The following is a 12,620-nucleotide window of genomic DNA, read 5'->3' as shown; positions in this document are numbered from 1 at the left end:
AGCGGCGACTAATTTGGCTGATTACGGGCAGCAGGGCAAGAGTTTTCTGACACCCCGTGTAACCTGATAATGTCAGGTTAAAAATCTTACAATAAACGATGAGGCAGATTTTAATATTGATCTGAAATATCACTTCAGTATAAAAATGCCAAATGAGGGCGGCTTACTGGATGAAATTAATATTAACTGCTAATGACACCTTATGCAGATTAAACGTTTGCCGGATGATAATTCAGCAGCACTAACCGGCAGAAGATGGCTATTTACCAGGCGATCTGCCGAAAATTAAAACGTTAAGCCTGCCGCATTGATGAAAAAGCGTCCGGGTGACGATCCGGAACACAAAACGGCGATTTATTTCAGAAAGTAAAACAAGAAATCGATTGCGCGGGGCTGGCGGGTACGAAAACCCGTGTTGCTGAGCGCGCTCGACAGAATATTCACATTCCTGTAGCCTCTCAATTTCCCCTTACAGGAACTCGCTATGTCCTCCTCCCTGCGTTTATCACTGGTCGGTGATTACCGCGCCAGTGCGGTTGCCCATCAGGCTATTCCCCTTGCGATTGAACGTGCCGCCCGTCGGCTGAACATCACTGCGGAAGCAGAATGGATCCCCACTGAACAGCTTAGCGAGGCGCATCTGGCGCAGAGCGATGCTATCTGGGTCGTGCCGGGCAGTCCTTATCATAATGACGCGGGTGTCTTCGACACCATTCGCCGGGCGCGGGAAAGCGGCAAACCTTTCCTCGGTTCCTGCGGCGGATTTCAGTATGCGGTCATCGAATATGCGCGCAATGTGCTGGAGTGGCAGGATGCGCGTCACGCCGAAACAGAGACGGGCGGGCGACAGGTGATTACGCCACTGAGTTGTTCGCTGGTGGAGAAGCGCGGCACAGTAAGATTTGAAGCGAACTCCCGTATCGCCCAGGCCTATGGGGCGCTCAGCAGCGATGAAGGCTATCACTGCAACTTTGGCGTCAACCCGGCATTCAGTACTGCACTGGGCGAGAACACGCTGCGCATTACCGCCTGGGATGAGGCGGGTGAGGTGCGCGGCGTTGAGCTGCCCGACCATCCTTTCTTTATCGCGACGCTGTTTCAGTCAGAGCGCGCCGCCCTGCAGGAGAAGGACGCTCCGCTGGTGGTCGCGTGGATGCAGGCCGCGCTGGCGCAGCGCTGACAGGCATCATCAGGTGACACCGTCACGGATAACCGGGCGGGCGCGATGATAACCGTCAGCGATTCAGCTGGCGGCGCTGCGCGATCTGTTCAGCGCGCAGCAGCAGGGCCTGCAGATCCTCTTCATCGATATCCAGCAGTTCACCGCCCTGCATCGCCTGATGCAGATCGGCGCGGGTCAGCGGCACCGGCATCGCCACCGGCTCAGGTTTACTCTCTGCGGGAGCCAGCGGATGCGGATAGCGGCGACCGGCCAGATTATTAAACAGTAGCGCCAGCAGCGCCAGCGTCAGGGAGTTGAGCAGAACCGGCGTCAGAACAAACTGATAGCCCAGCTGCTGCACCGCAGGTCCGCCCAGAATGGCGGTCAGCGCCACCGCGCCGCCAGGCGGATGCAGGCAGCGCAGCTGAAACATCAGCAGGATCGCCACACAGGCTGCCACGCCGCAGGCAATTGCCGGATTGGGGATCAGCAGGCTGACGGTCACGCCCGCCAGCGCTGACAGGCTGTTGCCGCCGACGATGGCCCACGGCTGCGCCAGCGGACTGGCGGGCACACCAAACAGTAACACGGCCGAGGCGCCGACCGGCGCGACAAACCAGAGGTTCAGCTCACCCAGCATCCAGTGGCTCAGCAGGCTGGTCAGCATCAATCCGCAGCCGGCGCCCAGCGCGGCGAACAGGATATGCTTTTGCGTGACCGCCAGCGGGTGCGGCCAGAGTCGCGCCAGGAACTGGCGCAGAGGATGCCTCGCAGCAGGAGGCCGTTCATTCGTTGCTTTACTCACCGGATCATAACATTTTCTTATCGTCAGGGGCGGCGATTTTCCATCATCAACAGTGAGGTAACAACCCGACAAACTGTGACGTTATTCAGAACGGCAGCAAGGGCGGTGGCTGAGAGAGACGCAGAGGGCAATCAGACGATAAAAAACCCGCCGCAGCGGGTCAGTCCGTTTTTTCAGGATACTCGCAGAGATCCTCAATCAGGCAGGAGCCACAGCGCGGTTTGCGCGCCACGCAGGTGTAACGGCCGTGCAGAATCAGCCAGTGATGACAATCGACCTTATACGCCGCCGGAACCACTTTCAGCAGCTTCTGTTCGACCTCCTCCACGTTTTTACCGGGAGCAAACCGGGTGCGGTTGCTGACGCGAAAGATATGCGTGTCGACAGCGATGGTTGGCCAGCCAAAGGCGGTGTTGAGCACCACGTTGGCGGTTTTGCGGCCGACGCCCGGCAGCGCTTCCAGCGCCGCGCGATCTTCCGGCACCTCGCCGTTGTGCTGTTCCAGCAGAATGCGGCAGGTCTTGATGACGTTTTCCGCTTTGCTGTTAAACAGGCCGATGGTTTTGATATAGGACTTCACGCCATCCACTCCCAGCGCCAGCATGGCGGCAGGGGTGTTGGCCACCGGATAGAGTTTCGCGGTGGCTTTATTGACGCTGACATCGGTCGCCTGCGCGGAAAGCAGGACCGCAATCAGCAGTTCAAACGGCGAGCTGAAGTGAAGCTCGGTGGTCGGATGCGGATTATGTTCCTGCAGACGCCGCAGGATCTCGGTGCGTTTCGTCTGATTCACACGGCTTTCCCGGCTGCGCCCTGCGGTGCGGCGCTGGCCGCGGCTTCAGCACGCAGTGCCGCGCGCTGCTTCATCTTCTGATCGATCAGGTATTTGCCCGCCAGCATCATGCCGAGGCCAATAAACGCGCCAGGCGGCAGCATGGCCAGCAGCATCGGCGAATCAAAATGGACCACTTCAATGCGCAGCGATTTTGCCCACGGCCCCAGCAGCTGATCGGCGCCGTTAAACAGGGTGCCGCTGCCGATAATTTCGCGCAGCGAGCCCAGCACCACCATGGCGCAGGTCGCGCCCATGCCGATGGCGAAACCATCGAGCGCCGCCAGCGGAATGCTGCTTTTAGAGGCCACGGCTTCGGCACGGCCCACCACGATGCAGTTGGTCACGATCAGCGGGATAAAGATCCCCAGCGACTGATAGAGTCCATAGGCATAGGCGTTAATCAGCATCTGCACGCAGCTCACCACCGAAGCGATGATCATCACGTAGATCGGGATGCGGATTTCCGAGGGGACCCAGCGGCGCGAGGCCGAAATAAAACTGTTGGTCAGGGTCAGCACCAGCGTGGTCGCCAGCCCCAGGCCGAGCGCATTGGTGGCCGTTGCGGTGACCGCCAGCAGCGGACAGAGGCCCAGCAGCTGCACCAGCGCCGAGTTGTTCTTCCACAATCCGCCAACCAGCAGACTTTTAGCTTCACTCATTTGCGTCTCCACATTGCGGTAACGAAGAAAGTTTCTCCGGCAGCGTTTTCATTAACAGCGCGGTGCGTTTGGTCGCATTGACCACCGCGCGCGGGGTAATGGTGGCGCCGGTAAACTGATCGAACTCGCCGCCATCTTTTTTCACAGCAAAGGCCTTATCGCCGGGTCCCTGAACCACTTTGCCGTTAAAGCTGTTGATCCAGTCAGAAATCCGCAGTTCGATCTTGTCGCCCAGGCCGGGCGTTTCATGATGTTCAATCACCCGCACGCCCAGTACTTTACCCTGGAAATCGGCACCGACCAGCATCTGTATGGCACCAGAATAGCCGTCAGGCGCGGTGGTCTCCAGTGCGGCAGCCACCGGCCGATCGCCTTTGCGCGCCAGATAGAGGTGATGGGGCGCGCTGTTACCCAGCGCCGGATCGGTGACAACGTAACAATCCTGCTGAATGTTATTGTCATAAAGCGTGGTCGGAACCACCTGATCCAGCAGGTTTTTCTGCTGTAACTGCGTCTGATGTTCGACCGTGGGTTTAGTCACGGTGTTCACCACGGCGGTCGCCGCGGTGGTGATCGCGGCAAACATCGCCAGCGTTACCCCATTTTTGCGAATCGTCTCCAGCATCGCTTAATCCTTCTGATGGCCGTAAACGCGCGGCTGGGTGTAGTAATCGATAAGCGGCACGCAGATATTCGCCAGCAGCACGGCAAAGGCGACGCCATCGGGATAGCCGCCGAAGCTGCGGATCAGCCAGACCAGCAGGCCAATCAGTGCACCATAGATCAGGCGGCCCCGGTTAGTGGTTGAGGCTGTCACCGGATCGGTCGCAATAAAGAACGCGCCCAGCATGGTGGCACCGGAGAACAGGTGGATCAGCGGGCTGTTGAGCGAGTCCGGTGAGAAGAACCAGCCCAGCGTGGCGCAGACGGCCAGCGACAGCAGCATCGCCGCAGGAATATGCCAGCGGATAGCATTTTTCCACAGCAGGAACAGGCCGCCCGCCAGATAGCCGACGTTGACCCACTGCCAGCCGAGACCCGCCAGCACGCCGCTGTAAATCGGCTGGGCCAGCAGATGTTCAGCGCTGTGACCCGCGCGTAAGCCGGTTTTAAAGGTATCCAGCGGGGTCGCCTGGCTGATGCCATCCACACCCATCTGCAGCTGCTGCATGGTATCGCCCGCCAGGGTATGCCCGCGGAAAACCATGCTAAGGCTGTCGAGCAGGCTGGGTTTGATCGCCTGAAGGGTATCGGGCGGCAGCCAGCTGGTCATCTGCACCGGGAAGGAGATCAGCAGCACCACATAGCCAACCATTGCCGGATTAAAGGGGTTCTGACCCAGCCCGCCATACAGCTGTTTCGCAATGACCACGGCAAAAAGCGTACCGACGACCACCAGCCACCAGGGTGCCAGCGGCGGCAGGCTGATGCCGATCAGCACGGCGGTCAGCAGCGCTGAGTTATCTGCCAGCGTGCTGGCAACCGGCGCTTTGCGCAGCCGCAGAATCGCCGCTTCGGTCAGCCAGGCGGTGAGCGTCGCCAGTAAAACCTGTAACAGGGTGCCGTAGCCAAAGAAATAACACTGTGCGGCAAAACCGGGCAGCGCAGCCAGCACCACCAGCAGCATGATATTGCTGGTGCTGCGGCGATTGTGGGTGTAGGGAGAACTTGCGATACGAAAAGCCATTTAATCCTCAAGCGTCGTAGACGACTGCGCTTTACGCGCTTTGGCACGGGCGATGGCGGCAGCAATAGCGGCTTTGCGCGCATCATCGGGTTGATTCAGTTCAGGTGCCTGTTCAGGTTCGGCATTCGCATTGTTTGCCTGCTCCTGAGCCTGCTCCGCTTTCTCCACCGCAAAATGCGCGGCGGTCGCCAGCGCGGCGGCGTCGCGTGACGCGGCGTCCGCCTCCTGTTCCGCCTGTGAGGGCTCAGGGGCGCTGTCGGTGACGGGCGTAGCGGGTTCAGCGTGCTGCGCCTGCGCGGCTTTCTTCGCTTTGGCGCGGGCAATGGCGGCCTGCACGGCGGCTTTACGCGGATCGGTTTCTGCCGGTGCGTCTGCGGCGCCGTCAGTGACAGCCTGCGTGGACGCTTCAGCATTGTGCGCCTGCGCGGCTTTCTTCGCCTTGGCGCGGGCGATGGCGGCCTGCACAGCGGCCTTACGCGGGTCGGTTTCAGCCGGTGCGTCTGCGGCGCTGTCGGTGACAGCCTGCGTGGACGCTTCCGCATTGTCCGCCTGCGCGGCTTTCTTCGCTTTGGCGCGGGCAATGGCGGCCTGCACGGCGGCCTTGCGCGGGTCGGTTTCAGCCGGTGCGTCTGCGGCGCTGTCGGTGACAGCCTGCGTGGACGCTTCCGCATTGTCCGCCTGCGCGGCTTTTTTCGCTTTAGCGCGGGCGATGGCGGCCTGCACAGCGGCCTTGCGCGGATCGGTTTCGGCCGGTGCAACTGGCGTGACTTCAGCAGCCGGTTGCGCTGTTTCCACCTCCGGCTGTGCCGCTTTCTTCGCTCTGGCGCGGGCAATCGCCGCTTCCACCGCCGCTTTACGCGGATCGGTGGTCTGACGCGTGACCGGCTGGGTTTCAGCCTGCGCCTCGGCCTGACGCAGACGCGCCTGCGCATGGCGGGCTTCACGCTGCGCCTCAAGCGTCGCTTCATCCGGCTGGGCAGCCGGACGCGCGTTCACCCGCGCTTTTGCGGCGGCCAGTTCACCGTTATCCGTACGAGCCACACGCTGCTTGGCCTCTTCATGGCGTGCTTCGCGGGCCTGTTTTTCACGCTCCAGTCGCGCCTGACGCGCTTCAAAGCGCGCTTTCGCTTCCAGCGTGCGTTTGGCTTCCAGATCGATGGCGCGCAGTTCCGCTTTTTCCTGCCGATAATATTGCACCAGCGGGATGTTACTCGGGCAGACATAGGCGCAGGCACCGCACTCAATGCAGTCATCGATATGGTGAGCGCGCGCTTTATCGTGATCGCCGCCCTGGCTGAACCAGTAGAGCTGCTGTGGCAGCAGCTTAGCCGGACAGGCATCGGCACAGGCTGAACAGCGAATGCAGGACTGCTCTTCGTCGTTGTTGCCCATCTCACTGGCAGAAGGCGCCAGAATACAGTTAGTAATCTTCACCACCGGCACATCCAGCGACGGCAGGGTAAAGCCCATCAGCGGACCGCCCATGATCACCATCTGGCGCGGCGCAGGGGTGAATCCCACCTGATGCAGCAGATGACTGATGGGCGTACCCAGACGGCTCCAGACGTTACGCGGCTGAGCAATCGCCTCACCGGTCAGGGTGACCACGCGCTCGGTAATCGGTTCGCCGTTGATAATGGCGCGCTTCACCGCCCACGCGGTGCCAACGTTCTGCATCAGCACGCCGATATCGGTTGAGCGCCCGCCGTGTGGCACTTCCTTGCCGGTCAGGATGCGGGTCAGCTGCTTGGCACCGCCCGAGGGGTATTTGGTCGGGATCACCCGGATTTGCAGGTCACGCTCACTGCCCAGCGCCTGCTTCAGGGCGGCAATCGCTTCGGGTTTGTTATCTTCGATGCCGATCAGCACCCGCTCAGCCTGCAGCACCCAGCCGAGAATGCGGCTGCCTTCCAGCACCTCGGCGGCATAATCCTGCATCAGGCGATCGTCCGCGGTGATGTAAGGCTCGCACTCTGCCGCATTGATAATCAGGGTTTTTACCCCGCGCAGGCCACCTTTCAGTTTCGTGGCGGTCGGGAAGCCCGCGCCACCCAGGCCCGCCACGCCCGCATCGTGAATGCGCTGCACGATATCGGCGCGCGGATGCTGGCGATAGTCAGGCAGAGGATCGAGCGGCACCCAGCGATCTTCGCCATCGGGCGTCATAAAGATGCAGAGTTCGGACAGACCGGAAGGATGCGCGGTCATGTGCTGGCCAATCGCATCAATCACCCCGGAGGTGGGCGCATGAACCGGCAGCATACGGCCGGTTCCAAACGTCAGCGGCTGACCGCGCAGCACCTTATCGCCAGGCGCCACGCAGATCTCGCCTTCATGGCCGATATGCTGTTTTAACGGAATAACGAAACGGTCCGGCAGGGGCAGTTCGCTCAGCGGCGTGCCGTTGGACTGGGTTTTCATTTCGGGCGGATGAATGCCGCCCTGAAAATCCCAGACCTTCTCTTTTTTCAGGAAGTTAAACAGATTAAGCATGAGTTTCTACCGGGATCACCCGTACAGGAATGGTATTCAAATCCCACTTCCAGTTAGCTGGCGTGGTGGCAACCGGACGCATTTCGATGCAGTCAGTCGGGCAGGGGGCGACACAGAGATCGCAGCCGGTGCAGACATCGCTCAGCACGGTGTGCATGGCGCGGGTGGCCCCGACAATCGCATCCACCGGACAGGCCTGAATACATTTGGTGCAGCCAATACAGTTGGCTTCATCAATAAAGGCCACGGTGCGCACCGGCTCTTTCGCCGTTTCGTCGCCATCGATGGGCTGCGGTTCAACGTTAAGCAGGGCCGCCAGCTTGAGCATGGTCTGCTCACCGCCCGGCGCGCACTTGTTGATCGCTTCACCGTTGTTACCGACCGCATCGGCATAGGGACGGCAGCCAGGATAGCCGCACTGGCCGCACTGGCTCTGCGGCAGAACGGCATCAATCTGCTCAACAATGGGATCTTCTTCCACCTCAAAGCGGCGCGAGGCGTAACCCAGCAGGCCGCCGAACACCAGGCTCAGCGCACTCAGTACAGCAATAGCAATCCAGATCGCGGTCATCAGAATTTCACCAGCCCGCTGAAGCCCATAAAGGCCAGTGCCATCAGGCCCGCGGTAATCAGGGCGATGGAGTTACCTTTGAACGGGGCGGGAACATTGGCCAGCACCAGCCGCTCACGCATACCGGCAAACAGCACCATGACCAGCGAGAAGCCGATAGAGGCGCTGAAGCCATAGAGCGCGGCCTGCATAAAGGTGTGGTTAAGGTTGACGCTCAGCAGGGGCACGCCCAGCACCGCACAGTTGGTGGTGATCAGCGGCAAAAAGATCCCCAGCAGACGATAGAGCGACGGGCTGGTTTTACGCACCACCATCTCGGTGAACTGCACAACGACGGCGATCACCAGGATATAGGCCATGGTACGCAGATAGACCAGATCCAGCGGCAGCAGGATCAGATGGTTGACCAGCCAGGCGCAGATCGAGGCCAGCGTGATCACGAAAGTCGTGGCGAGACCCATGCCAATCGCCGTTTCCAGTTTTTTGGAAACGCCCATAAAAGGGCAGAGGCCGAGAAACTTCACTAAAACGAAGTTATTTACCAGCACGGTGCCAACAAAGAGAAGCAGATAATCGGTCATTTTTTCGCCTGGGAGCCAGAAAGCGGCTTATTATCATTGATAGCGCGGCGTATCTCAACACCCGCGCCATCGGCAGAGCGGCAGACCGCACTCAGAATTAAATTCCTGACATAACTCACAGCGTTACGGCGCAATGAAGGTCGCTTTCACCCGCTTTGAACGTTTGAAATAGGGCGCGAAAACCGCCGCGGCCAGCAGCGATAACAGCAGCGTCTGCAGCGCACGGCTGTCGGCAACCGGCGTGAACGCAAAGGTTTTCAGCGCTAACAGCACCGTAATCAGCAGCCAGAGCAGGTAGTGACGCGGCAGGCGATGCGACCGCTTGAAGAACAGCCAGCTGATCCAGAGGCTGTAGGCCCAGACCGCGACGGCCGTAAGCAGGGAAATGGCCCAGTAGGAGAAGAGTGTGCTGCCGTGCGAAAACAGCGCCACACGCCATTCAGCATTGAACAGCGGGGTGAGATACATCGCCAGCACCAGAACGGTGGTTAACAGAGTCATTATCAGCCAGGCCAGCGGCAGCAAAAGCCAGCCGCCAATACGTGGCGCAGCAACCTGTTCATTCATCGGGAGTTATTCCTGTCTCGGAGAGTCGAAGCGCAGCAGGATAACATGTCCGGAAGGGCTCGCCCATCCGGACAGGTCAGGGGGTAAAAGAGCGGTTAACAGCAGAAAGTCAGACCACGTAACGCCACACTGTTTTCGGGACACAGCCGAGATCGTACAGGCGTCCGCCGGAGACCAGCTCAGCACGCCGGTGGTCGGCAGCCCGATACATGTTGATGATCTCGATATCATTCGTCAGTGAGTAGTTGAGGTGGTCGAAAAGCTTTTCCAGACTGTCTGAATTATTTACTTTGCGGAATTTAAGCAGGTAATCGTGCGCAGTCATCATTGCCATAACAGATAGAAGTAACAAAGGAGTGCTCAGTATAGGGGGCGGGCCTTGCCTGTCCAGATCGGGCAGGTAAGAAAAGGTGAAAATCAGACTAACGCACCGTAAACGTAATGAAAATTCGTAGTTTTATTTTTTTACCACTGTCCTGAGCCATTACCCCGTCTCTGGCTGCGCGTGAATGTTTCATCCTCAACGGCAGAAGCGGCAAAAAACCGCTTTGCCTGCCACGATAAAAGCCGGTTTTTGCGCTCACGGGGCGAATCGTCCGTCAGTGGCTTTTTTTCGCGGTTTTTACTGCAGCATTATCCTGAACCTCTTCGCGATCGTCAGAGAAACGTTTCGCTCCCGGACAGTGTCAGCAGGCGACTGTGCGGGCAGTCACAAAACCTGTTTTTTGTTGCGGCTCAGCGTCATAACCCGTTTTGTACGCCTGGCTGTAATCGTTTCCAGCACCATTACACATAAGCGATTCTGTTTATTACAATTATTTAACCGCAAAGTTTTTATTTCTCAGCAGTTCTCTCCATAACGCCACGGCCAGCAACCCCCTGTGGTTACACGTAACTCCTTTAAATTGCTCTGTTTTGTGAGGCGCGTCGCCATTATGCACCCTTTTTTAGTCCAGGCTAAGCGTGCTCTCTACCCTAAACAGCAAACGCCCTTCAGAGGAATGAAAACTATGTGGAAACGTTTACTTCTGACCACGCTGGTCAGCGCCGCATTAACCGGCCCGGTGCTCGCGGCAGACATGACGGTCGGCTTCTCGCAGGTCGGTTCAGAATCTGGCTGGCGCTCGGCGGAAACCAATGTGGCGAAAAGCGAAGCGAAAAAACGCGGCATCACCCTGAAAATCGCCGACGGACAGCAGAAGCAGGAGAATCAGATCAAGGCCGTACGTTCATTCATCGCGCAGGGCGTGGATGCCATCTTCATCGCGCCAGTGGTGCAGACGGGCTGGGAACCGGTGCTGGAAGAAGCCAAAGACGCCAAAATTCCGGTCTATCTGCTGGACCGGGCCATCGTCGTGAAAGACAAGTCGCTTTATCAGGCGGTGGTTACGGCGGATAACGTGCTGGAGGGCAAGCTGATCGGTGACTGGCTGGTGAAAACCGTCGGCGACAAGCAGTGTAACGTGGTGGAACTGCAGGGCACCGTCGGGGCCAGCGTCGCGATCGATCGCAAGAAAGGCTTTGCTGAAGCGATCAGCAACCATCCAAACATTAAAGTGATCCGTTCTCAGTCCGGTGACTTTACCCGCAGTAAAGGTAAAGAGGTGATGGAGAGCTTCATCAAGGCGGAGAACAACGGCAAGAATATCTGCATGGTCTATGCACACAACGATGATATGGCGATCGGTGCCATTCAGGCCATTAAAGAGGCGGGTCTGAAACCGGGCAAAGATATCCTGACCGGCTCGATTGACGGGGTGCCGGATATCTACAAAGCGATGCTGGCGGGTGAGGCAAATGCCAACGTGGAGCTGACGCCGAACATGGCTGGCCCGGCGTTTGATGCGCTGGAGAAATTCAAAAAAGATGGCACGCTGCCGCCAAAAGTGATCAAGACCGAGTCGAAACTGTTCCTGCCTGCTGACGCTGAGAAGGAGCTGGAGAGGAAAAAAGGCATGGGCTACTGATCCGCAGACCAGCCGCAGACCGCCCTGTGGGGCGGTTTTTTATGACCAGGCGGAGTGAGCAGAATGACCACGCAAAATGAAGCACCGCTGCTGTCCATCAGCGGCGTCAGCAAAGGGTTTCCCGGCGTCAAAGCACTGAACAACGTCTCCTTCGATATCCGCAAAGGGGAGATCATGGCGCTGCTGGGTGAGAACGGTGCCGGTAAATCGACCCTGATCAAAGTGCTGACCGGCGTCTACAGCCGGGATGCCGGCACCATCATCCTGAATGGCGAGGCGATTACGCCGCACAACACCGCGCAGGCGCAGGAGATGGGCATCGGCACCGTCTATCAGGAAGTGAATATGCTGCCGAACATGTCGGTGGCGGATAACCTCTATATTGGCCGTGAACCACGGCGTTTCGGTATGATCGATCGCCGCCGGATGGTGCGTGATGCCGATGCGCTGATGCGCAATTACGGTTTTTCGCTCGATGTCACCCGTCCGCTGGGCCACTATTCGGTGGCGATGCAGCAGATTATCGCGATCTGTCGGGCGGTCGATCTCTCGGCGCAAGTGCTGATCCTGGATGAGCCAACGGCCAGCCTGGACGCCAGCGAGGTGGAGATGCTTTTTACCCTGATGGCGCAGCTGAAAGCCCGCGGAATGAGCCTGATTTTTGTTACCCACTTTCTCGACCAGGTGTACCGCATTACCGATCGGATTACCGTGCTGCGCAACGGGCAGTTTATTGCCACCCGCGATACCGCTACGCTGCCGCAGATTGAGCTGATCAAGCTGATGCTGGGACGCGAACTGCTGGAGACGGCGCTGCAGCGGCAGGGCAGCACGCTGCGCAGCAATCAGCCGGTCGTCTCGTTTGAAGATTACGGCAGAAAAGGCACCATTGAACCCTTTAACCTGGCGGTCCGCCCCGGCGAAGTGGTCGGGCTGGCGGGGCTGTTAGGATCCGGACGCACCGAAACCGCTGAAGTGCTGTTTGGCATCCGGCGCGCCGATCGCGGCACGGCGAAGATCAAAGGTAAAGTGCAGCGCATTACCAACCCGGCCAGAGCCTCACAGCTGGGAATGGGTTTTTGCCCGGAGGATCGGAAGACCGACGGGATTATTGGCGCGGCCTCGGTTCGCGAAAACATCATCCTAGCGTTGCAGGCGCAGCGTGGCTGGCTACGCCCGATTAAAAAGCGCGAGCAGCAGGCAATTGCCGACCGTTTCATTAAAAGTCTCGGCATCCGCACACCGCACGCGGAGCAGCCGGTAGAGCTGTTATCGGGCGGCAACCAGCAGAAG

At 58.9% G+C, this 12,620-nt stretch carries 13 protein-coding genes; 3 read left to right on the top strand and 10 right to left on the bottom strand.

Translation table 11 applies throughout. The features are described from left to right. Positions 1-484 precede the first annotated feature (484 nt). Positions 485-1,180 (top strand): CTP synthase, encoded by a 696-nt coding sequence (locus tag CKF42_RS02260; RefSeq protein WP_111207382.1) that lies wholly within the window; start codon positions 485-487, stop codon positions 1,178-1,180. Positions 1,181-1,235: 55 nt separating this feature from the next. On the opposite strand, the gene CKF42_RS02255 is transcribed toward CKF42_RS02260, so the two are convergent. The 10 genes from CKF42_RS02255 to ydgT all read right to left on the bottom strand — a co-directional run bounded on the left by CKF42_RS02255 (position 1,236) and on the right by ydgT (position 9,685). Continuing rightward, entirely contained in the window at positions 1,236-1,967 is a 732-nt protein-coding gene (locus CKF42_RS02255; RefSeq protein WP_111207381.1) for an HPP family protein, read from the bottom strand. A 160-nt stretch (positions 1,968-2,127) separates the two neighbouring features. Beyond that, positions 2,128-2,760 carry an endonuclease III gene (gene nth, locus CKF42_RS02250; RefSeq protein WP_009090357.1) on the bottom strand — a complete coding sequence of 211 codons (633 nt, stop codon included), beginning with the start codon at positions 2,758-2,760 and terminating at the stop codon, positions 2,128-2,130. Beyond that, positions 2,757-3,461, bottom strand: coding sequence for an electron transport complex subunit E (locus CKF42_RS02245; RefSeq protein WP_009090356.1), 705 nt, complete (start codon positions 3,459-3,461; stop codon positions 2,757-2,759). Before CKF42_RS02245 ends, nth begins: the two co-directional genes overlap by 4 nt. Further along, positions 3,454-4,086: an electron transport complex subunit RsxG gene (rsxG, locus tag CKF42_RS02240; protein WP_058956538.1), complete on the bottom strand. Its 633-nt coding sequence runs from the start codon at positions 4,084-4,086 to the stop codon at positions 3,454-3,456. Before rsxG ends, CKF42_RS02245 begins: the two co-directional genes overlap by 8 nt. Before the next feature lie 3 nt (positions 4,087-4,089). Then, positions 4,090-5,148 carry an electron transport complex subunit RsxD gene (gene rsxD / locus CKF42_RS02235; protein WP_111207380.1) on the bottom strand — a complete coding sequence of 353 codons (1,059 nt, stop codon included), beginning with the start codon at positions 5,146-5,148 and terminating at the stop codon, positions 4,090-4,092. Then, entirely contained in the window at positions 5,149-7,641 is a 2,493-nt protein-coding gene (rsxC, locus tag CKF42_RS02230; protein ID WP_111207379.1) for an electron transport complex subunit RsxC, read from the bottom strand. Next, complete coding sequence (gene rsxB, locus CKF42_RS02225; protein ID WP_009090345.1) at positions 7,634-8,212, bottom strand: electron transport complex subunit RsxB; 579 nt, start codon at positions 8,210-8,212, stop codon at positions 7,634-7,636. Before rsxB ends, rsxC begins: the two co-directional genes overlap by 8 nt. Further along, the gene (gene rsxA / locus CKF42_RS02220; RefSeq protein ID WP_003853423.1) at positions 8,212-8,793 is read right to left on the bottom strand and encodes an electron transport complex subunit RsxA; all 582 of its coding nucleotides are present in this window, start codon (positions 8,791-8,793) and stop codon (positions 8,212-8,214) included. Before rsxA ends, rsxB begins: the two co-directional genes overlap by 1 nt. A 123-nt stretch (positions 8,794-8,916) precedes the next feature. After that, a complete protein-coding gene (locus CKF42_RS02215) occupies positions 8,917-9,360 on the bottom strand; it encodes a DUF2569 domain-containing protein (RefSeq protein ID WP_009090340.1) in 444 nt (147 codons plus the stop codon). 109 nt (positions 9,361-9,469) lie between these two features. Further along, positions 9,470-9,685 carry a transcription modulator YdgT gene (gene ydgT, locus CKF42_RS02210; RefSeq protein WP_046101771.1) on the bottom strand — a complete coding sequence of 72 codons (216 nt, stop codon included), beginning with the start codon at positions 9,683-9,685 and terminating at the stop codon, positions 9,470-9,472. Positions 9,686-10,370: 685 nt separating this feature from the next. Here ydgT and ytfQ point away from each other — a divergent pair. Both ytfQ and CKF42_RS02200 read left to right on the top strand, forming a co-directional pair. Further along, on the top strand, positions 10,371-11,327 hold the full coding sequence (ytfQ, locus tag CKF42_RS02205; RefSeq protein WP_046101772.1) for a galactofuranose ABC transporter, galactofuranose-binding protein YtfQ: 957 nt from the start codon (positions 10,371-10,373) through the stop codon (positions 11,325-11,327). Between the two features lie 63 nt (positions 11,328-11,390). Then, the coding region (locus CKF42_RS02200) for a sugar ABC transporter ATP-binding protein (protein WP_111207378.1) at positions 11,391-12,620 on the top strand (1,230 nt) is incomplete at its 3' end.

This window comes from Pantoea sp. ARC270 (genome assembly GCF_003236725.1).
In the GTDB taxonomy this organism is placed as follows: domain Bacteria; phylum Pseudomonadota; class Gammaproteobacteria; order Enterobacterales; family Enterobacteriaceae; genus Pantoea; species Pantoea anthophila.
Note: the sequence above shows the minus strand (reverse complement) of the source record. Positions and strands in the feature narration are given on the sequence as shown.

Bases quoted from the DNA above. Each gene is read 5' to 3' on its own strand.
- CKF42_RS02260 (WP_111207382.1), top strand. From the start codon at position 485: ATGTCCTCCTCCCTGCGTTTATCACTGGTCGGTGATTACCGCGCCAGT.
- CKF42_RS02245 (WP_009090356.1), bottom strand. From the start codon at position 3,461: ATGAGTGAAGCTAAAAGTCTGCTGGTTGGCGGATTGTGGAAGAACAAC.
- rsxG (WP_058956538.1), bottom strand. From the start codon at position 4,086: ATGCTGGAGACGATTCGCAAAAATGGGGTAACGCTGGCGATGTTTGCC.
- rsxD (WP_111207380.1), bottom strand. From the start codon at position 5,148: ATGGCTTTTCGTATCGCAAGTTCTCCCTACACCCACAATCGCCGCAGC.
- rsxC (WP_111207379.1), bottom strand. From the start codon at position 7,641: ATGCTTAATCTGTTTAACTTCCTGAAAAAAGAGAAGGTCTGGGATTTT.
- rsxB (WP_009090345.1), bottom strand. From the start codon at position 8,212: ATGACCGCGATCTGGATTGCTATTGCTGTACTGAGTGCGCTGAGCCTG.
- rsxA (WP_003853423.1), bottom strand. From the start codon at position 8,793: ATGACCGATTATCTGCTTCTCTTTGTTGGCACCGTGCTGGTAAATAAC.
- CKF42_RS02215 (WP_009090340.1), bottom strand. From the start codon at position 9,360: ATGAATGAACAGGTTGCTGCGCCACGTATTGGCGGCTGGCTTTTGCTG.
- ydgT (WP_046101771.1), bottom strand. From the start codon at position 9,685: ATGACTGCGCACGATTACCTGCTTAAATTCCGCAAAGTAAATAATTCA.
- ytfQ (WP_046101772.1), top strand. From the start codon at position 10,371: ATGTGGAAACGTTTACTTCTGACCACGCTGGTCAGCGCCGCATTAACC.